This window comes from Paenibacillus sp. FSL H7-689 (assembly GCF_000517905.1).
In the GTDB taxonomy this organism is placed as follows: Bacteria; Bacillota; Bacilli; order Paenibacillales; family Paenibacillaceae; genus Paenibacillus; species Paenibacillus amylolyticus.
In genome coordinates, this window is record NZ_ASPU01000014.1 from 23,055 (window position 1) to 44,677 (window position 21,623).

16 protein-coding genes are annotated in these 21,623 nt (G+C 46.8%); 1 reads left to right on the top strand and 15 read right to left on the bottom strand.

Going from position 1 to position 21,623, the window contains the following annotated elements; genetic code table 11:
* Window positions 1-126: 126 nt before the first annotated feature.
* From C170_RS09820 to C170_RS09840, 5 genes are all read right to left on the bottom strand, one after another.
* On the bottom strand, window positions 127-1,443 hold the full coding sequence (locus tag C170_RS09820; RefSeq protein ID WP_036609043.1) for an ABC transporter substrate-binding protein: 1,317 nt from the start codon (window positions 1,441-1,443) through the stop codon (window positions 127-129).
* A 168-nt stretch (window positions 1,444-1,611) separates the two neighbouring features.
* Window positions 1,612-2,463, bottom strand: a complete 852-nt coding sequence (locus C170_RS09825) for a response regulator transcription factor (protein ID WP_036609045.1) — start codon at window positions 2,461-2,463, stop codon at window positions 1,612-1,614.
* A gap of 23 nt (window positions 2,464-2,486) precedes the next feature.
* On the bottom strand, window positions 2,487-4,307 hold the full coding sequence (locus C170_RS09830) for a cache domain-containing sensor histidine kinase (RefSeq protein ID WP_036609047.1): 1,821 nt from the start codon (window positions 4,305-4,307) through the stop codon (window positions 2,487-2,489).
* Window positions 4,308-4,505: 198 nt separating this feature from the next.
* Window positions 4,506-6,839: an endo-1,4-beta-xylanase gene (locus C170_RS09835; RefSeq protein WP_051447110.1), complete on the bottom strand. Its 2,334-nt coding sequence runs from the start codon at window positions 6,837-6,839 to the stop codon at window positions 4,506-4,508.
* Between the two features lie 362 nt (window positions 6,840-7,201).
* On the bottom strand, window positions 7,202-7,969 hold the full coding sequence (locus C170_RS09840) for a helix-turn-helix domain-containing protein (protein WP_036609049.1): 768 nt from the start codon (window positions 7,967-7,969) through the stop codon (window positions 7,202-7,204).
* Between the two features lie 113 nt (window positions 7,970-8,082).
* On the opposite strand from C170_RS09840, the gene C170_RS09845 reads away from it, so the two are divergent.
* Entirely contained in the window at window positions 8,083-10,365 is a 2,283-nt protein-coding gene (locus C170_RS09845; RefSeq protein WP_327196634.1) for an FAD-dependent oxidoreductase, read from the top strand.
* Between the two features lie 59 nt (window positions 10,366-10,424).
* Here the strand turns inward: C170_RS09845 and bglB are convergent, their stop codons facing one another.
* From bglB to C170_RS09895, 10 genes are all read right to left on the bottom strand, one after another.
* The gene (bglB, locus tag C170_RS09850) at window positions 10,425-11,495 is read right to left on the bottom strand and encodes a beta-galactosidase BglB (RefSeq protein ID WP_036609052.1); all 1,071 of its coding nucleotides are present in this window, start codon (window positions 11,493-11,495) and stop codon (window positions 10,425-10,427) included.
* 35 nt (window positions 11,496-11,530) lie between these two features.
* The gene (locus C170_RS09855; protein WP_036609054.1) at window positions 11,531-14,086 is read right to left on the bottom strand and encodes a hypothetical protein; all 2,556 of its coding nucleotides are present in this window, start codon (window positions 14,084-14,086) and stop codon (window positions 11,531-11,533) included.
* 5 nt (window positions 14,087-14,091) lie between these two features.
* On the bottom strand, window positions 14,092-14,916 hold the full coding sequence (locus C170_RS09860; protein ID WP_036609056.1) for a carbohydrate ABC transporter permease: 825 nt from the start codon (window positions 14,914-14,916) through the stop codon (window positions 14,092-14,094).
* The gene (locus C170_RS09865) at window positions 14,916-15,821 is read right to left on the bottom strand and encodes a carbohydrate ABC transporter permease (protein WP_036609058.1); all 906 of its coding nucleotides are present in this window, start codon (window positions 15,819-15,821) and stop codon (window positions 14,916-14,918) included. The genes C170_RS09860 and C170_RS09865 overlap by 1 nt, the downstream gene beginning before the upstream one ends.
* A gap of 91 nt (window positions 15,822-15,912) precedes the next feature.
* Entirely contained in the window at window positions 15,913-17,184 is a 1,272-nt protein-coding gene (locus tag C170_RS09870; RefSeq protein WP_036609059.1) for an ABC transporter substrate-binding protein, read from the bottom strand.
* 22 nt (window positions 17,185-17,206) lie between these two features.
* Complete coding sequence (locus C170_RS09875) at window positions 17,207-18,088, bottom strand: AraC family transcriptional regulator (protein ID WP_036609061.1); 882 nt, start codon at window positions 18,086-18,088, stop codon at window positions 17,207-17,209.
* Between the two features lie 235 nt (window positions 18,089-18,323).
* A complete protein-coding gene (locus C170_RS09880) occupies window positions 18,324-19,118 on the bottom strand; it encodes a phosphotransferase (RefSeq protein ID WP_155985046.1) in 795 nt (264 codons plus the stop codon).
* Between the two features lie 17 nt (window positions 19,119-19,135).
* Window positions 19,136-19,411 (bottom strand): hypothetical protein, encoded by a 276-nt coding sequence (locus C170_RS09885; protein ID WP_036609065.1) that lies wholly within the window; start codon window positions 19,409-19,411, stop codon window positions 19,136-19,138.
* A 166-nt stretch (window positions 19,412-19,577) separates the two neighbouring features.
* Window positions 19,578-20,117, bottom strand: a complete 540-nt coding sequence (locus C170_RS09890; RefSeq protein ID WP_036609067.1) for a GNAT family N-acetyltransferase — start codon at window positions 20,115-20,117, stop codon at window positions 19,578-19,580.
* A gap of 204 nt (window positions 20,118-20,321) precedes the next feature.
* Window positions 20,322-21,509: a glycoside hydrolase family 5 protein gene (locus C170_RS09895; protein ID WP_036609069.1), complete on the bottom strand. Its 1,188-nt coding sequence runs from the start codon at window positions 21,507-21,509 to the stop codon at window positions 20,322-20,324.
* Window positions 21,510-21,623: the final 114 nt, after the last annotated feature.

A 21,623-nucleotide genomic window follows, 5' to 3' on the forward strand; every position in this document is an offset into this window, starting at 1 on the left:
CTGATATCACAGATATATGTATTTCGGCAGTGCCTTTCGGGAGGGAAACAACATGGAATTGTTCTATTGCTTATATAGAAAAAACCGCCCCATTGGGACGGCCTTTGGACTCATTGCTTTTGCAATCTATTGATTCTGCTTCAGCCAGTCATTATGGCGTTTGACCATGTTCTGTACCGTAACTTCGGCAGTCTGGTTACCGAGGAAGAACTTTTCATACTCCTGTGCACGCAGATCGACCACTTCCTGCGCAATGCTGCGGACAAACGTAGGTGTCTCGTCACCGTACAACACAAATTCCAGTGACTCTTTGTCATAAGAATCGGCATAATCACCCAGCAGATGATCGATCGCAGTCTGTTGATCGACCGCACTCGAGGAAGGTAGACGCCCACCCGCAGCCATCGGCATCATTCCCCCATCGGCGTACCATTTCAGGAACTCCCATGCGGCTTCTTTATTTTTCGACTTGGAATTGATCGCAATAAAGTCACCAAGTCCTCCACTTTTCACCATATCTGCTTCTTGTGCAGCCAGTCTTGGTACAGGGGCAAAGGCGATTTTCCAATCCCGAGGGAACTCGGTCATGTTGTTCGATGTGCGGATCAGCCATTCGCCGATGTTGATCATGGCAGACTCACCGCCAAGGAACATGTTTTCCACCGGCATTTTAGAAGTCAGCTGCTCTCCGAGCGGAGGGGTGGTTGCATCCTCCTTCATCATTCCGTTCAACGTCTCCAGCCATTTGGTAACGAGTGGATCATCGAGGTTGGACGTACCGTCTGCCTTAACATAGCCGTTCTTCACCAGAACGGAATCGAGCGGATCTACATAGGAAGCGGTATGCTGCACCAATCCGTACTTGAAGCCAGCAGCCTTCAGTTTGAGTGCATATTCACGAGCTTCATCCCATGTCCAGGCTGTAGGTACACTCAGTCCGGCCTGATCAAGCGCTTTCATATTTAAAGCGAAGAAGGCAGCGTTTTTCTTGGTTGGCATCCCGTAATATTTGCCGTCCACTTTCCAGGAAGCCGCATCTTCACCCATTTTCTCATCAATGTTGTAGTCGGTGAACTCGCCCAGATCCAGTGCTGTCCCACCCTTGATGCGTTTATCCAGATTTGTGAGGGTATAGTTGACATACAGGTCAACGTTCTGCCCGGTGGACAGCGCCGTATCCAGCTTCAGGTTGCCATCATCGTCATTCACAAACCGCACATATTCCACCTGAATATCAGGATGCTCCGCATTCCAGGTATCCACCACTTCCTGTGGACCATTCTCGGGCGGCACCGCGCCCCACATGGTGAGCTTCACTTTTCCCCCTGCCGCTCCACCTCCGTTATCTCCACCATTCGTGTCATTTTTACCTACACAGCCGGCAAGCAAGCCCAGCATCAGCGCACCTACGATTAATCCCGTTAATCCTTTTTTGATTCTCATCTGGTCACATGACCTCCCTGAATTGAAGTGTACCTTCCGTTACATCGTAGCAGGGACCTTGCTGGGTTCATAAGATACATATCCATGATTCGGATTGAACAAAAATACGGATTTACTTGTGCTTGCCTGAGCACTCGGTACACATATTCCTTCTACTCATCCTGTGAGTCACGAACGATGGCGATACTGGCTGGGCGTGCAACCGGTCCAACGCTTGAATATTTTAATGAAATAATTATCACTTCCGAACCCTACCCGGTAACCAATCTCCTGTACAGGAAGGTCCGTCTCGCGCAAGTATTCAGCCGCTTTCTCCATCCGTACCCCATGCAAGTAATGAATCAGGGTATGGCCGGTTTTCTTTTTGAACAAAGCACTCACATAATTCTCGCCCATCATCACATATCGTGACATGGATTTGACGGTAATGTCCTGGTCGTAATGCTGTCCGATATACTCAATTATTTTGCTAATCTCCGGGTGCTTCACAATCGGCTCACGAACAGGTGTAAATGGAAGATCAGTTTCAGGCGAGGACGTAGAAGAGACCGTAAGAGAATTAGGCAAATCAGGCGTTGATGTGAGAACCGGTGTGGAAGGTGGCACTTCATGATGATCTGTCTCCGTCCGGGCTTCAGTCGAAGCTCCCAGTTCTGCACTTACTTTACGGAGTGTATCACGCAGTGAATTCACACTCATGGACAGTTTCAGAATATAATTGGAAGCCCCGTATTCCATTGCACGGCGTACATATTCGAACTCCCCCATACAGGTGAGCATGACAAATTTGGTTTTTAACCCGGCCTGACGGGTCTGTTTGAGTAATTCCAGACCATCCATACCTGGCATGACAATATCGGTCAGTACCAGGTCCGGTGTATCCTGTATAATCATCGCCAGCGCTTCGGTACCGTTACCAGACTCTCCGATGACCGTAAAGCCCAGCTCTTCCCAGGAAATAATCTCTCGCACCGACTCACGTACAAATACTTCATCTTCCACAAGTAATACCTTCCACATGCCAGATTCCCCTCTCCAGTCGTCTAGTGAGATCGCTTCTGTACGTACGGCGTCGACAATAAAAAAGGAATGCTGAACCTCACTAATGTCCCCGGCTTGGTATCAATCACTTCAAGTTCACTTTGGCCTTTGAACAATAATCGCAATCGTTCCTTAAGGTTAGACAGGCCGATCCCCGGACGTGTGCGGGTCATCTGCTGACGCCGGGATTCCTCCATTCCAATTCCGTTGTCTGCCACCTCCAGCATCAGCTTTCCTGTGTCTTGCCTGTAAATTCCGATGCGGATCTGACCAAGCTGCTCCAGTGGCCCGACACCGTGGTGAATGGCATTCTCCACCAGTGGCTGCAAGCTCAGCTTGGGCACGAGCGCATACTCAAGTTTTTCGTCAAATTCACAAGTCACCTCAAAGCTATCACGGTAACGAATCCGCTGGATATGAAGGTAGGCTTGAACCAACTCAATCTCGTCCTTCAGGTATACCAATTCGACCTGTGAATTCAGGCTGACCTCCAGTAATTTGCCCAAGGAAACACACATCTCGGAGATCTCTTCATTCCCGCTGCGGATCGCACTCCATTTCATTGTATTCAATGTATTCAGGAGAAAGTGCGGATTCATCTGGGCCAGGAGCATATGAAAATGTACCGCTTCCTTCTGGCGTTCCTCCGCCTTGAGTCTGTTGATCATCTGATTGGCATCATCCAGCATCGTATTGAACGTACGGGTCAGTTCCAGCACTTCTCCGCGGCTGCGGCCTTCAGGGATACGGACCTTGAGGTTTTTGCGTACAACCTCCTTCATCTGGTTCTGCAGATGTGATAAAGGCCGAGTGAACGTCGCCGAGATCATAAAGGCCATGAGCACAAATGCTGCTGTGAAGCCAAAAAACGTTAAAAAATAGCGCTGCTTAAGCCCCGATATCTCCGTAAACAACACAGCTAGTGGAATACGATTTACCATGTACCAGTCCAGTGACTCGATGTATACGTAGTTAATCAGCGTATCTGAATCATTATCCGTCAGATAGGCCTCTGCCGGATGAAGTGCAATTTCCCGGGTCACGTCTGGGGAAAGTACCGCTTTTTCGGACGAGCGGGCAATTGTTTCCCCATTGCCAGTAATCAGGAAATACTCCTGATTGCTCTGCGAATCCTTCAGCATAGACTGAAACCAGTACGAATAATCGATGCTGATCCGTGCCATTCCGTACCTTTTGCCGCCACTGTCCTTCATATACGCATAGAGGGACAACAGATACGGGCTGGAGGATAACTCCCGCAGGACATGGTTGGTATCCCGGGCATCCCAGCGGTAGAGTAACTCTTCTGATGGAAACGAGTTTGAATCAGTGTTGCCCTTGATAAAGGTCATTTCTCCAAGATGCTTGCGAAATTGTTCCCGATAAGGGCCATAGGCCAGAGCTTTTTTGGGCAAATACGAAGTGTAAACGTTATCATGAAAATCTAACAGCGTGAAGTACACGGAAGGATTATATAGAAAAAAACTGTTGTTGATCATCTTGAACTTCTCTTCCACCAACGACTTATTCTCAAGCGGAGAACGATTGTCTGGAGAAGTCAGGGCGTTTCTTACGGCTGAATCCTGTTCCAGAAAAATCAGGGTTTTGAATGCAATACTCATCTGGTCCTCCAGAGAACCATACATCTGCACCAGTTGCTCGTGGCTCTGTTCGCTGATTTTTTGCTCAACCAGAGATTCGATCTGTCCATAGTTGTAGACATTAAGTACGCTGAATGGCAGCAGAATCAACACCACAAACGCACCAAACAGCCGATACCTGAGCTTATGCGGCAAAAAGGTCTTCCAGTCGGGCTTTGTCATCCCCTCAGCGCTCCCCCTGCAATTATTGAGATCATTATAACATCAGTTCCCCCGCTTCGGCCGGGGCCGGGCTCATTCGCATGGATATGTGATACCAGTTGCCAGGGACGGGATAGGGATACACAGATTTGTTCTATTGTATTAAGAAAACCGGAGATCTGGGATCTCCGGCTAGGCTGGGTATAACGACTTAGCAAATTAGGATATAGGCTCCACTCCCCAGACAAGCTCGCCGTTCCGGTAAAGAGTTACCTTGGTCCAATCGGCAAAAGAAGTCTGTAGCGGGTTAAAGGAATAATCATCCCCTTCGCTGTAATTGGACCAGTCTGCTTTGTGCAACCGGGTATGTATCTCCCCAGAGGTTCCTCCGACCGGGATCACGCCTGCTCCGGTACCGAACTTCAGTTCCAGATAATGGTCCGCTCCAGGAACAGGTGCAGGCAGTTTCACTATGCTGCCGCTGATCTGACTGCCTCCAAGCTGTGCATAATCACAAAAAAAGGATTGTGGTTTCTCCCCGTCCACTGTATACCAGTAACGAATTGTCAGTTCATTCAGGCTAACTGTGGAGGTACCGTTATTGTAAATAACAAACTGCGGTTTCATTTGGTTATCGAGCAGATTTGTATCCCCTGCACGATAGGCTAGAATCAGATTACCAGCAGGCTCTGGCGGCCCTCCACCCTGGACCTTTGCGGAAGCTTGAACGGAGTTCACACTCTTCCCAACGCTGTTAACCGCATTCACCACATAGTAGTAGGTGGTTCCAGCAGATACCGCCATATCCATATAGCTTGTTCCCGATACAGCGGCCACAGATGTATACGGTCCGGCTGCTGTCAGCGACCTGTTTACCGTATAGGAGGTCGCACTTGCAGATGCACTCCAGCTTAGATTGATGCTGTTGTCGCTAACCGCAGTGGCGGTCAGATTCTGCGGTGCGGCTGGTACTGCCTCGACCTGGACCGTCTCTAATACGGACCAATAGGCTGGCTTGGACTGGAGTCGCTCGTCGAAAAGCAGCGGCCAGTTGTTGCGGGCGACCGGGAAGGTTCGTAGCCAGGTATTGGCATCATCCTTGCCCCACAAGGTAACATTTTTGACTGTGTCCGTATGCCTCAGGAAGATCTGGAACAGGGACTTGTACAGCGCCGCCTGCTGTGTCTTCAGTTCTTCCGGGAAGATATCATAAGATTGCGAATCATTGGAATATACACTTACATCAAGCTCAGTAATATGTGTTTCGAGGCCCAGCGCCTTAAATTTGACAATGGAACTCTCAATTTCCGAAAGGGTTGGATAAAAGAGGCTGATGTGTGTTTGATGGCCGACTCCGTCAATAGGCACACCCTTGGCTTGAAGGCGAGTGATCAGATTGTAAAGGGCCTGACTTTTGGCCGGCTCATGGGTATTGTAGTCATTAATAAACAACTTGGCATCCGGGTCGGCTGCATGGGCGAATTCAAATGCTTTCTCAATATATTCTTCCCCGGCAATCTGGTACCACAGACTGCGCCGCAGGCCATCCGGCTCGGAGGCATCAATGACTTCATTCACAACGTCCCAAGCGTAGATCTGTCCTTGATAACGCTCCATTACCGTCTCAATATGCTGCTGCATCCGTTCATACAGCACCGTTTTGCTCACCAGATTGCCGTTGGCATCGTGAAATACCCAATCCGGAGTTTGTGTATGCCAAACGAGGGTATGCCCGCGTATTTCTTGTCCGTTCGCTGCTGCAAAAGCAACTGCGGCATCCGACCCGCTGAAATTATACATACCCTCTTGCGGCTCGGTACTGTCCCATTTCAGAACATTGCCTGGTGTCAGACTATCAAAATGCTTCGTAAGCAGCTGCTTGTCCGGTTCGGTCAGCAGTTCATTGTTCGTGAAGGCCGTCCCAATTCGAAACTTGCCCGCAAAAGCATCCTGTAGGGAAGGAATGTCTTCTTCGATCACAATGGGTCCGAGATCTGGCAGCTTCTCCAATCGGAAATCATCCATATAAAAAGAAGCTGTGGCACGGTCTGGCACTTCAAAATAAACCGATAACTGATTCGCTGGTTCCAGCATTTTAAACTGTGCAGTAAGCTTGGTCCATCCGCCTGCGGATGCGGTACCGAATGTTAAATTTTCATAATGTGTTGTATCTGGCAGGGTACGCTGTAAAGACATATTGAGGTTTGTGCTGGACGCTCCCGCCGGAAGCTTCACCCAGCCAGTGAACACATACGTCTGTCCCACCTCCAAAAGTTCTGTCACATCCAGCGCTGGCCCATGCCATGTCATAGCACGCCCGCTCACTTCCAGTCCATAATCTCCGGTACGCGCTGCAACGGCGCTTGCATGAAGCGTTTCTACTTCACCGCGTCCGCTCCAGCTCTGGACCGTGCCATCTTCAAAATCATGACTCAGAATCAAGGTATTTTCCCCTTCTGCCGCATGGACAGATGGAGCCGCCCAATACAAAGGAACTAACAAAGTTATCATCAAAACAAATTTAAGCGCTTTCAAAAATATCATTTTTCTCATCGCTTCCATTCTCCTTTATCGAATATTAGGATAAATTCCTTATTCCAAAGGCTAAGGCCATATCCACCTCCTTGGTTTTAGTTATAAAATCAGAGTCCTCATTCAAACGGATACGGGGGGCATACGTTCGTATAAGGACTCCATATGGTAAATTATAGTATAAATTGTCTATGATCTACAACTGAAATGTACTTCCCCCTCTAATTTCGGTTAGAAATGCAGTATCCGTTGCTTCTGCACTCATTCACACCAGCTCCTCCATAATCTGACAACCCGTAACGAAGGTGTATACCTGGTGCTCCGCTGGCTTCAAAAGTTGTCTTTAAAGTTGTCTTCAAAGCTTTCTGCTCACTTCTTTCAGCTTAGACCCTGTGTCTCCTGCGATACTCAGATGGACTTATGCCCAACGTTTTGGAGAACACTCTACTCAGATAAAAACCGTTCTCATATCCGCATCGCTCGGCAATTTGGTTAAGTGTCAGGCTGCTGTCAGCCAAGAGGTTCTGCGCTTTTTTCAGACGGACCCGTTTGAGATAGCCTGATGGCGTCTCCTGAAAAGCTTCCCGGAAACGCCTTGTCAACTGCACCGGACTCAATGCCAGTCGCTGTGCCAATTCCTGAAGGCTGATCTCCTCTTCCGCCCGCTCCTCCAGCAGCGCTGCCGCTTCAGCCATTCGTGCGTCTTCGGTAAATCTCCGCTCCTTTAAGCGATTCTGTCTGCGTTCCACCTGATACAACTGCCACAAATCCATCATAAAATGTGTCTTCCAACGGGCAACTTCCCCCTTATTCTCCTCACTGTCCTGGCGTAAATAAGCGTACGTCGAGGCTAACCGCTTCGTGTCATTAATCAGCGATTTTCCGGCTGGTGGCAGAAACTCCTCCTCCTCCTCCAGGCTACTGCTAAACTGTAAATAGTGAAATGTCAGCGGGGTAATGACTGTCCGCCGAAAAGGAACCGCCGGGGGGCACAGCACCAGATCGCCAAAACTCGCTTCTCCGATCTGACCCCCAATCTCATAATGGAATATTCCCTCTTCGACGGCAAAAGCCACCCAAGTCGTATAGATATCTTCCGTAAGAGCAAATTCCCCTTTTTGCTTCCAGTAGATGTGGTTAAGCAGCTCCATGACTTGACCACCCTTTCTGTGAAATAAAGTATATGTTTGATGATAGTATAGTGCATTTAAAAAGTGAATATATAAATCTAAGATGAAATTATAGATATGTAGTTGGAGTGAAGGTGGATCTAACTTCAGTTAAGGAGGTCACAGATATGAAACAAGAGCATGTACAAAACGACATCACCGTCATCGGCGGAGGACTTGCTGGTGTATGCGCCGCGATAGCCGCTGCCCGCATGGGGCAGCAGGTGGCGCTGGTGCAGAACCGCCCCGTGCTTGGCGGCAATTCCAGCAGCGAGGTTCGGGTCTGGGTGTGCGGTGCCACCGCCCACGGGATTAACCGTTATGCCCGGGAAACGGGTATTATGGGGGAACTATTTGTAGAGAATCAGTATCGTAATCCAGAGGGCAATCCTTATCTCTGGGACTTGATCATTCTGGAAGCCGTTCGAGCTGAATCCAACATCAGCCTGTACCTGAACACGGATGTACATGAAGTCGAGGCTACTGGCGATGGGGATGAACGAAAGATCACCTCTGTCACTGGCTGGATGATGGGTTCTGAGCGCAAAATCCGATTCGAAAGTCAGATCTATCTGGACTGTACGGGTGATGGATTGGTAGGCTTTCTGGCTGGAGCCAAGTTTGCACTCGGCCGGGAAGCCCGCAGCGAGTATGGCGAAGAGTGGGCACCAGAGGTGGCTGATCAGATCACGCTGGGCAGTACACTTCTCTTTTATACCAAGGATGCTGGTGCGCCTGTCCGTTATATCCCGCCTTCTTTTGCCAAGGATATTACACAGACCAGCATTCCGATTCGCCGGGTCATTCGCAGCGGGGATTCCGGTTGTCATTATTGGTGGATTGAATGGGGCGGTGAACATGACACCGTTCATGACAATGAGCTGATCCGTGATGAACTGTGGTCCGTGATCTACGGGATCTGGGACTATATCAAGAATTCCGGCAAGTTTGATGCCGACAATATGACGCTGGAGTGGATTGGTTCTCTGCCTGGCAAAAGGGAGTACCGCCGCTTCACGGGTGACTATGTGCTCACCCAGAACGATATTATCAGCCAGCGGGAGTTCCCGGATGCCGTTGCCTTTGGCGGCTGGTCCATTGACCTGCATCCTCCGCAGGGCATGTACGCCGAAGCAAGTGGCTCGAAGCATATGCATGCCGATGGCGTATATCACGTGCCGTTCCGCTCGCTGTATTCCGCGAATGTGCGGAATATGCTCATGGCCGGGCGCGACATCAGTGCATCACATGTCGCCTTCGGCACAACGCGCGTCATGGCAACATGCGCGGTCATCGGCGAAGCCGCGGGTACGGGCGCGGCGCTCTGCGCGTCCATGGGGATATCGCCGCGCGAGCTGCACGCGAGGCATCTGGCGGTGCTGCAGCAGACGTTGCTGCGGCAGGACGCTTCCATCATCGGGGTGCGCAGCCACGATGAGCTGGATCTGGCCCGGCGTGCCCAGGTTACAGCCTCCAGCACGCTGACGGGCATCGCTCTTGAGCAGCCTGGCAAGAGGTACCCACTGGGTACGGATGTTGCCCTGCTGCTGCCTGTGCATCCAGTGCTCAGCGGCCTGGAGCTGCTGCTGGATGCATCCAGCGATACCGCGCTGACGGTAGAGCTGTGGGATACGGGGCGTAAGGAGAACTACGTCCCGCATTCGTTACAAGTTACGGCGACTGTTAACATTACAACAGGAAATGCGCAGTGGGTGAAGCTGCCAATCGAATGGCGACCGGAAGAACCACAGAATGCTTTTATAATCATCCGCTCCAATAAAGCCGTCTCACTCTACCATTCGACAGAAGCACACAGCGGGGTGCTGATCTTCTTCAAAACAGAAGAAAACCACGTGTCCAAAAATCTGGAGGATCATGCCACGGATCAGCCTGTCGTATTATGGTCCATGCAGGGGTTGGCGCGTCAGCCATTCTGCTGTCGTACCCTCTCTGAGACTTCGGCATATTCAGCGGACAACACGATTAACGGTTATCATCGCCCTTACGGTGGGCCGCAACAGTGGATGTCGCAGCCGATGCAGTCTGGCAATCCTGAATGGGTACAACTGACATGGGAAGAGCCACAAACCTTGGCTGAGTTGCACTTGACGTTTAATGATGATGTGAACGAGGATCTGGTTAATCTACATCACCATCACACAACATTCCGTGTGATGCCTGAGCTGGTGCGTGATTATCGCGTAGATATACTGACTTCGGCTGGAGAATGGACACAAGTCGCAAGTGTGCAAGAAAATCACAAAAGAAAAGTTATTCATTCCCTGGATATCCCTGTATCAGCTCAGGCTCTGAGAATCATAATTGATGCCACAAATGGCAGCAGATATGCCGAATTAATCGAGATTCGAGCTTACTAAAACAAAAAGGAGGATACAGGAAACTGTATCCCCTATCCTCCGTACAAGTCTGCCTTATTCTATTCGGCGGTTGGAGCCCGTAAGCCCTCAATCAGGATAAACAACGTAAGTGCTTGTCCATAACCCATCGGACTGATCGCTATATCTTTATAAAACTGAGCATCCTGCCCCACAGGTGTACCATAGGAGACCTGCTGTACAACGCCGTGATCATCAATTTGTTTTAACACCGCTTCAAGCGCTCTCAAACCATTCTGGCGATAGGATTCATCCAGGTATCCATACCGTATTCCCTTAAGAATGCCGTATCCAATCGCTGCCGTTGCCGAGGTTTCTTTGTAAGAGGTTGGATCATCCAGCACAGTGTGCCACATGCCATCCTCACCTTGAAGCTTGCTCAGTGCTCTGACTTGAGCGGTTGCTGTATCCAACAGATAGGCCTTTAGCCCGTCTTCGATCGGAATGATATTCAGGAAATCCATAACTCCCGCCGTATACCATGCATTGCCTCTTCCCCAATGAACAGCACCATAGTTATGATTTTCATTGAAATCCCAGCCATGATAGAACAATCCGGTTTTCTTGTTATATAGATATTTGATATGCACAAGGAACTGTCGTTTGGCTTCTTCCACCATGTCGGGTTTCTTGAAGTATACCCCTGCCTTGGCCAAAAATAGCACCGTCATAAACAGGGTATCAATCAGAATTTGACCATCATTGGCATCTCCCGTGATCATATGTTGAAACGCACCATCTCCGGTTCGCAGCAGTCCATCCATGATCCAACTGCTCCACTCCTCACAGACCTGTTCGTACTCCTTGTTTCCGGTCAGCTCGCATAATGAGATCAAAGTAAGGAGCGGAGCGCAGGTGTTCACATTTTTTTCCGGTAACCCTTCCATCAGCCTTGCATTATACCATGATTCCAGAAATTCTAGCACTTTGGGATCTTTCGTTGCCTCATGGAGCTGAAGCAAGCCATACAGACCGACACCTTGTGGCCATTCCCATAGATGTATGTCGATTAGTCCGATGGGAAACTGTTCATTGATGCTTGTGTTTTTCATAGACTCCATCGCTTGGGATACCTTGCTTATTCTCTCCTGTAGCACCATTTGATTCAGCATGTTGGTTATCACTCCCTTGGTTTCTTACACACGATTCAGCGCTCCATGTCCAGTAACTTCAGTTGTCCCTTCACTCCATAACCTTCGTGTATAATTTCCTCTTCTTTAATAAGAAAAGGCTTGTTCATTCCCCATTGAATTGGACCATATACCGGGTCTGTTAGAGTGAGAGTTAAAGCTTGATTATCGAATTGCGGGCTTGCAGAACAAACTTGGTTGATAAAAGCGTCAAATGACCCGAATTGCTGTTCGCTTCCTGCTCTTATAATCCAGGCGTTACGCAAGCCAGGTGAAATAAGCTCACGTTCTCTTGTCACCCCGCTGCTCTCCATACTCGTCCCGTTGGCCGCATATATAGCTGCATAACCCTTATCCAAACGAGCAAAGTGCCAGTTCTCATGCCTTACCCATTCCGTGAAGGAGTGAGTAGGAAAATAAGCATGTGTCCAGTCAGAGTTGTGATCCGCAGGAATATCAAACATCATCAAAGCGATCCCCTCATGCTGAACAACATCGGGCAATATCCCATTCCCAGCCCAGAAGCAAGGTCGACCATCCCCATGCTTGTATATTTCTGCCGGATGATTCACCCAGATCAGCGCCTCAGGTGACAGAGATAAATGCTGGACATGCTCCTGATAACCTGGCTTGCCTGGACGAAAGCGAATGATTGAGGATAAGGAGTATTCCTTGGTCCGACAGTGATAGAGCTTGGCGTAACCTCCCTTGCCCTGCTGATTGGCGAACACTAACTGCTGATTGTCCCCGAGCAACAGATGCTCCTGATATTCTGCTGGAGGACTGTAATCGGATAAACTCAAGGCAACATTGCTTATTGAATAATTGTTTACATTGCCAACGCCATAAGCGATCCAGCACATTGAAGTGGTTCCCGCTGCATAACCACCCAGCAGTTCCTTCTCATAGCTGCGCCCAAACGTTGTGGACAAGACTCCTTGATGCATCTGAACGGTAATATAATAGAATAATAGGTCCATTGCCTTTTTGGCTTGCTGTCTGAGCTGTTCATTATGGGCAAATTCATAGATATGCAACAACCCAACCGCATCAATCGGAATGTATGCACTTGAATTCCATTCTGCCAATCCTTCATCCAAAAAGCGCTCAAACCATAATGCAAGCCTCTGCTCTGCTTTTTGAAGGTGTACTTCACCGGATTCACCACTGTTGCTGAACGTTTCATCTCCAAACAGCTGTCCGGCTAACAGTTCATTGGTATGGAACAACAAGGCATGGTTCTCACTGAAGAACCACATCACATCATCGCCAGGTTCATCAATCCAATACCGATAGCCCAGAATACTTGCTTTCACCCGATCCCAGAACGATTCACTGAACAGACCGCTATTTCGCTCATCTCTCCAAAGACGGAACAGTCCCACCAGATAGAAGTCACTGCAATCCTTCCGTTGCTCAATCCCTTCCACACCCTCAAGCAAAATGTTCTCCGCTTCTCGCAGATTGCCTCCTGTTTTAAGCATGGCGATGGCCTTATGAATATTGGGACTGCCCTTCTCAGCAATGCATTGCAGAGCCAGGGATTTGCGGGCTTCAATATCCGCAGCTTGCTGAGCAGCCTCATCATAGCTCGTATCATAGGATTGGCAGCCAAACTTCTTGGTTAGTACAACATTTGAAACTGAAATAGCCAGCGTGAAATATACGTAATGATGACCGAGTTGATTCGTATGTGCCAGGACCAAGTCCGTTTCCTTTTCGGCGATGTGTATCGTCTTGTTTTCGGTACCGTCAAAAAAATTGCCATACTGAATATCAATCTCTCTAACGATGTCCGGCAAGGGAAGCGGCAGCTTGAGCTTAATCTGCTCACCTCTGAAGAGATCCGAAGGAAAATAAGCCTGTTCGAGGGCTTGCTCTGCGGATTTTACAGACTCCGCCAAATGAGGAGCAATAGGCAGGGAAATCACTAATTCCTCGTCTCCCAGGTATTCCACCGCAAAAGCATACATCGTATCCCGCTCAGCCAGATCCTCCCAGCAGGCATAGATCTCATTGATTCCAGCTACAAGTTCAGCTTTAATAACGATTTCCTGCTCTTTGTTACGCATGAGTGGCGCAAAATCCGTTACCATTTCCCCATTCACCCACAACGTCAGACTGCCATAGGTCTTAATCCGCAAAGAGGCGGTATGAGCAGTTGTAGAAATGAGTCTTGTCGCCGCGTAACTGCGCAGATGTGTCGGTACAAACCAAAATCCTGATTGCTCCACCCGTGGATTATTCCAAGGTGAATACAGTGTCCAAGGCATTCCGTTCTCTTCTCCAACGAAGTCGTCTCCCGGGCTAGGAAACTCGCTCCATTGATCAAAAAATCGGTTCACAGGCTGCGTTCTCCTATGTTCTACAAATTCCTTTCTGCATGGATTCTCATGAATGGCAAAACCATCAATAAGCCAATCATTAATATCTCCCTCCATCGTTGTTGGAACAAAGGCAACAGGCTTTGTATATATGCCGCTGATCATCCAATGATTAATGACCTGATTGTGACCTAATTTCATAGGTTTATAATTCAAGGTATCCATCCCACTCCGGGTGGTATCTGACATTCAACTCATCCTTTCATTCCTGAAGTAATCATACCGCTGACAAAATATCGCTGGAAAACCATAAAAACAATGAGTACTGGAAGCATCGTGATGACGGACATCGCAAGCAAACTTCCCCAATCCACGTTGTATTCTCCAATAAAATTAGAGAGTGCAAGCTGAATCGTATATTTCGATGGATCACTAATCGCAATTAACGGCCATACAAAATCATCCCATCTCCACATGAAGGAGAAGATTGCGAGCACCGCAAGAATCGGCTTCGCTATCGGAAGAATAATGCTCCAGTAAATTTTCCATTCGCCCGCTCCATCCATCCGGGCAGCTTCCAACAACTCGTCCGGTACGGACAACAAATACTGCCGCATAAGGAACACACCTGTCGGGGTTGCTGCTGGCGGGATAATAATCGCGAGTAGGCTATTATACAGCCCCAGTGCGCTCAGCACCTTAAATATGGGGATCATAATTACCTCAATCGGAATCATGAGTGTTGAGACAAAAGCGATTAATATGATCGCGCTTCCGCGGAAGCGATATTTCGCCAATGCAAAACCTGCCATGGAGTTAATCAATAACAGTAGCAACGTTGAGCTTACAGTTACGATCGTACTATTCATAAAATACAAGCCAAAATCGCCTTTACTGAATGCCTCCTTGAAATGCTCGAAGGTGATTGGCTGCGGCCATAACTTGGGAGGGAAGCTGTACAGATCGCTATTCGTTTTTAGAGAAGAAATCACGACCCACAGGACAGGCAGGAGCCACACCACTGCGGCAACACTTAACAGACTGTAGATGAAGATTTTGACCATAGGCTTCATTACCATTACGTAGCCCCTCCTTTCGATAGACGGAATTGCAGAGCCGAGAATCCACCAATAAGGATAAACAGTATCACCGACATGGCACTGGCCAGACCGAGCTCCTGTCTGTTAAAGCCAATCTCATAAATATATTGAACAATATAGGTAGTATCTTTGCCCGGACCACCACCTGTAAGCGCAAACATAAGTGGAAATGCTTTGAACGCGTCAATCAGAGTCAGCATAACAACAAGCAAGCTTGTGGGCTTCAAAAGCGGGAGCGTGATATAGCGGAACACCTTCATTCCCGTTGCCCCATCCAAGCGGGCAGCCTCATAATAATCCGTAGGTATAGCCTGCAAACCCGCGATAAAAATAACCATGAAAAAGCCTGCACGTGACCATACTGTCGCGATGATTACAGCCGTATTTGCCCAAAAGGAAGAGGTTAAAAAGCCGACAGGTTCCACACCAACCACGGTTAACAGATGATTCAAAATGCCAAATGAATCTCCGAAAATCCACTTCCAGGTCAATCCTACGATAATGTAAGAAATCATGGTCGGCCAGTAAAATACGGCCCTGAAGAACCCGCGCATTCTAATCTCGCGCGCAAGCAGCAAAGCAATGCCTAACGCTGCTGCATATATTAGCGGGACAACAATTGCTGCATAAATCCCCGTTCGTCCGATGGTCGACCAAAATTCCCGATCCCCTATAATTTTGATATAATTATCCAGCCCGTTGAACTTCATTGGGTTCAATCCATCATAGACATGGAAGGAATAATAGAGGCCCAATAAAGAAGGAAATACGATAAAAGTTCCAAAGATCAGGAGGTTGGGTAGTATAAACAGATAAGGAGCAATAACGAGCTTCCTGTTCTGTTTTGCCAGCGTATTTTTGTTTAATCGTTGTCCTTCACTCATCTGCTTGCCCCTTCCTTATGCGTTATTCGAAAGGGAGGCTTTACAGGAATCGCTAAGCCCCCGTATACGAATTAACCACATGGCTTTACGTTTATTGACTGCCAATAGCCTCGTTAATCAGCTTGGCTGTTCGATCCAATGCCTCCTGCGGAGTTGCCTTATCGGATAAAACCTCAACAATATTATTTTTCAGGTCGGTTGAAATTTTGGATATAATCGTCTGTCTGGACCAGTCATTAGCTGCAAGAGGCGAACTGTTCTTCAGTTCATCTGCGAAAATTTCAAACATCTCCTTGCCGAATTCATAATTCAATACAGAGCTGTCCTTCCGCGGACTCATAAACAATGACTCCTGGTTATATTTTGAATTCACTTCTTTGGACGTTAAGTATTCAATAAATTCTGCTGCTTCTTGCTCATATCCGCTGCCTTTGAAAGCCATCAGAAACTTCCCGCCTGGCACTGAAGAACGTTGTGTTCCTTTTGGCATATAGGTGACTCCCCATTCAAAATCAGTGATATCCTTGTAATTGCTGATCATCCAGTTGCCAGCCCAGTGGGTAGCCACCGTCCCGGAACGGAACAGGTTGTTCGGATTTTCCCCTCCGAGCCATACGGATTCGGGCATGATCCCTTCTTGATGAAGCTGCTTGAACTGCTCCATGCTACGGATTCCGGCTTCATTGTTAATCGCTGCCGCAGTGCCATCCTCTGTTAAGATGCTTCCGCCATTCTGATACAAAAGAGTGGACCATCTATGCGGTGTGACATCCCATACCATGCCATAACGTGCTCCGCCTTTGTCCATAACCTCTTTTAACGCAGCTGTGTATTCATCCCACGTCCATACCTGGTCAGGAGAGGTCGGTACTTTGACGCCAGCTTTATCAAATAAGGTTTTGTTATAAATAAGCCCATTCGCTGTAACATCCATAGGCGCCGCTACCAGCTTGTCATTAATAACATAATAAGGTTTAAGTGAGTCAATAAATTGATCCTCGAATTGGTCCGCATTGTCCACGTAAGGTGTCAGATCAACCGCCTGATTAGCAAATGATCCGGTATCCGTGACCCGGCTCAGGGCAGGTGGCTTTCCACCGGATAACATTGTTTTTAATTTGGTTTGGATATCCTTGAAGCCAACTTCAATCAGGTTGATTTTAACCTTGGTATTGGTCTGCTCATACTCTTTAATGATTTCCTTGATGACTTCTCCTTCTTTTCCGTCAGAGAACCACAGGAAATCCAGGGTTGTTTGTTTTGGATTAGCATTGGTACCTGAATTTCCGCAAGCAGTCAATACGATGAATAACATGACCAATACCATGCTAGTGATGAGCTTAAACGTTGTTCTTCTTGTCATATCAACATCTCCTTGGAAGGTTCTAATGAATTTTGGCTTCGTTGAGCAATTCACTTTTACGGAATAACTGTGGTGATACACCCACATATTGTTTAAAGGCCCTGCTAAAATATACAGGTGTGTTAAAACCTAGCGTCTCAGATATGGACAAAATCGGTGCATCCGTAGACAGCAACAATTTTTTGGCCTCTGCAACTCTTTTCCGTATAACATAGTTGCTTATGGTATATCCCGTCGTCTCTTTGAAAGAATGACAAATGTAGTATTTATTCAAATGGAGTGTTTTGGACAGTTCATCCAATGAAACATTCTCCGTATAGTTCTGGTTTAAATAATGAAGAACCCGGCTTACGCTTGTCTGCTTCTGGGAAGAACATAAGATAGGATTGGCGGATTGCTCACTGGTTGTTTTCCGGTAAATCCGCAGTAGCAATTGGGTAAGACTCAATTTGACCATTGTTTTGTACCCTGTATTTCCTGCCCCCATCTCCTCCTTGATTCCCTTAAATATAGCTGTGATATACTCACGCTCCTCCGGAGGCCAATGCACCAATAACCCATTGGGATGACGGAATATGGACATCAGATTCTCTAACTGACTGACAGCAAGCATGTCCAAAAGCAATAATTCCGTGAAATTGACAAAACTTCGCTTGTACACCATTTCTCTTGAAGGATTGATTCGGTGGGGCACACCACCTCTGAATATAAACATATCTCCAGGCAGCGGCTTATATATTCGGTCACCGATTAAAAAGGTTGCATCTCCTTGAATAAAATAATGTATCTCATACCCATTATGCGTATGAACAGGCCATTCATCCTGAAAATTATCTGCTTCTGATCGCACATAAACTTCATTTTCCTGCAAAGCAATATTCGTCGGGGTGTGTATGGTTAGCATCAGTAAGATCTCCCTTCCCAGAATATAAAAAGCAATATAGTTTAATAATTTACAATGATAGCGCTTTACAATGAATTGTATCACAGTTATTTCGATCTAATCTGAACTATATTGCTGTATTGTTGATCACAATTGTTGAAAATGATTAGAAAGGAATTTATAGGGATTCGAAGATGACACAAAAAAAACCGCTGTCCAGCCCGTAGGCTATCACGCGGTCCATTAGCATTACCTTTCAAACCCATTCACCCCAATGGTTTTCAAGAAAAATGACTTCTTTCTCATAGTGGGCCAGATGACCCTCTTCGACCATCTTCATAAAAGCGACATCTCCATCAGCCGCACGATCAGTCAGTGTTTTACACATGAAACGGATACGGGATATGACCCAATACTTCAAATCTGCTGGAACACTCAGCCCGTACGTTGCCATGAATAAGGCAATCCGTTCTTTTCGAATAGTTCCGTGCGCCTGACTGGTGTATGGCATTACACCTGTTCCATCCACCTCTGGTGAGAAATCTGCGAGTGGAACGGATGTATACAAGACATAGGCGATATCCCACATTCGCGGACCCGGACCCGCCATATCAAAATCAATAATGCCTTGAGGACGGCCATCCTTGAACACCACATTATACGGCGCAAAATCGTTATGACATACAACTTCATCTTCTGTTATGCCTGGATATCTGTTCGTTGAAACTGATGTTGTTGTAAATCCAACGGTCGCATCATGGTAACTTCTCAACAGTTTAGCGACTTCAATCAATGATTCGTCTGACCACATATATGCTTCTAAATCAGGATAATCATTGCCTGGAACGATGCCTTCGAGGTAAGAAAGGATTTCTCGCCCCTGTTCATCTATTCCCAGAAATCGAGGGGCATGATCATAACCAACTTTTTCGAGATGTAATAGCAATTCATGCACATATGGATTTGGTTTCGCATGCCGGCGAACCGTCTCACCTATTCGGACAACCTGATTCACATTACCTCCTGATAACACTTCCTCCTGTTGGGCCACTTTCATCCCTCCTCAAGCTAAACTTCCTTGTTATACCCATGATTACGATTTTTCTTATAACTCCCCGGGAATCCCGCCACCAATAGTATGAATCCAACAAAAAACATGAAGTATACGAGTAAACCTGTTGGATGCTCGTTCATCTGAGCAAACTGGGGTACGTTCGTCCCTCCTGACGCATATCCTGCTTCTACTATAGCGACAGAGACTCGGATTGAAATTCTCTCCATCGTTGAGATAAACACACTGCCAAGCATGAGGACTACACCCAAAATCTTGTTAATATTATTCATTTCATGCCTCCTTGATTAACCGTCCACTTTTTATGAGGTTATCTACTTAATGTCTTTCGATTCTCTAGTCTATATTCCTGCATGTTATATTAACGGTCCGTTCCTATATCATTATATCAAATAGCGGCGTCATCACTGACGCCGCTGTTGACGCTCTCTGAATAAGTTACGTAGCTACCACTTGGTGCAGATCCATACTATTTTCGAAAAAGGCTGACCGTTCAACATAATACAGATCATACATCTGTTCATTCAAATTAATCCGTTGATATACATCTGGATACACATCATTGGCTAACTTCACATAAGGCAGTTTTTGTACTGCTTTTCTGGATCTTATATTCTGCTTGCGTATCTTCATAAATACCGTTTCAATCCCATGTTCCAGAAACAATTCAACAAAAAAGGCTGATTTGGCTCTTTGGCTATACCCATTTCCAAAAAACGGTGAACCAATCCAAGTGGCTAAAAAACCGCTTTGATGCTCAATATGATATAGATCAATGGTTCCAATAGGCTGCCCTGTTTCATTCAAAATCGTTCGGGAAATCACTGTCTTTTGCTCTTCTTCGACCATCAATTGTTTGGTCAGGAATAGATATTCTTCATACGATTGGCATTGATAACGAACGTAAGGAGAAACTGCGGGGTCCATTATTAAGCTGTACAGTGAAAGGCATTCCTGCAAATCACGTTTTTTTAACATTCTGTCTACCACCTAGTCCTTTTAGTTCGCTATATCAAGCAAATTAAGTATATAAAAGCTATTGTGGGATTTAATGAATTCTGTATGTGGCTTATGTAAAATGCATTGGTAAATGTTGTTCATCTTCATCTCCAGTAGCACAAAAAAACGGCATGTCCCTTTTACAGGAACACGCCGTTTACACGGATACAGCCAGACAGTAATTTATTGCATACCTTGCATGATGGCATTAATGATATTTTGCTGCGTCACGGTTTTGTTTGAACGGTTAAACAATGCGAATCCATGTTGACCGTTATGCCCGTTATCCCAATAAACAGGAACCATTTTGTATTTTTTAGCTTTTGCGGTAACTGCTTTGGCGTATGCAGCACGATAGACATTGTTGCTGGAATCGTAGGACGTTTTATCAATAGAACCGAACTCACCAATCACTACAGGATAGCCCTGAGTTACAAATTTGTCGTACATGGACTTAAACTGCGATTCAAGATAATCCTCTTGGCCCCAAGTAGACTTTTTGGCAGGGTTCGTAGAAGTTGCACCCCACTGTGTGATATTGCCGTTTTCCTCACCTGCAAAATCCCACGGAGAGTAATAGTGTGCTGAGATCATGATTCTCTTCTGCGAACTAGGAATAGCTGAGGATCTGTAATTATCTGTTGGAAGAGCAAAGCCATAATTACCAACAGTGTAGTCAATATTGGTATTCCATCCTGGAATCAGCAACCATCTGGCATTGTTGTTACCTCCAGTCTGACGAACCGTATCCACGAAGATTTGATTGTATGCGTTCAGATTGGCGTAATACGCCGAGTTTGGATTGCCATAGTTACCATCGAATACTTCGTTCATGGATTCAAAAATAAGGCGGTCATTGTAGTTGCTAAACTTGGTGGCAATCTGCTGCCACACTTTCTTATATTTTTCCTTAATGGCAGTCTGATTACCACCATTCACGAGTAGCCATCCACCCTGTACGGAATTAAACCCATCACCATGAATATTGATGATCACATACAGACCTTCATTGTACGCATAATCCACGACTTGCTGAATTCGATTCAGCCATGCCGCATTGATTGTATAATTGGGAGCGCTTCCAATGTTACTCAAATAGGAAACGGGAATACGAATGGATTTGAAGCCTGCCGCTTTTACCTTTTTGATTAACTCTGGAGTTACCGTAGGATTGCCCCAAGCTGTCTCATTCGGTGTACCGTTCACCGCTGCTTCCAGCTGATTGCCAAGATTCCATCCTGCACCCATCTCAGACACTATTTGCGAAGCGTCCGCTGCTGATGCTTTAGCGCTCCATCCCGTAAAGGCTACCGCAGCCACTAATACCAGTGCCAAGCTGCTGATGCCAAATTTCTTCCATTTTTTGAACATAACCATACCTCCGCTTATTCTATTATTTTTAACAAGCAGTGCAGTTAATCTATGCATACAGATTGAATGATTCGAGAATACGTGCCTCCTCTCTCTAATCGATCAAACAAATGA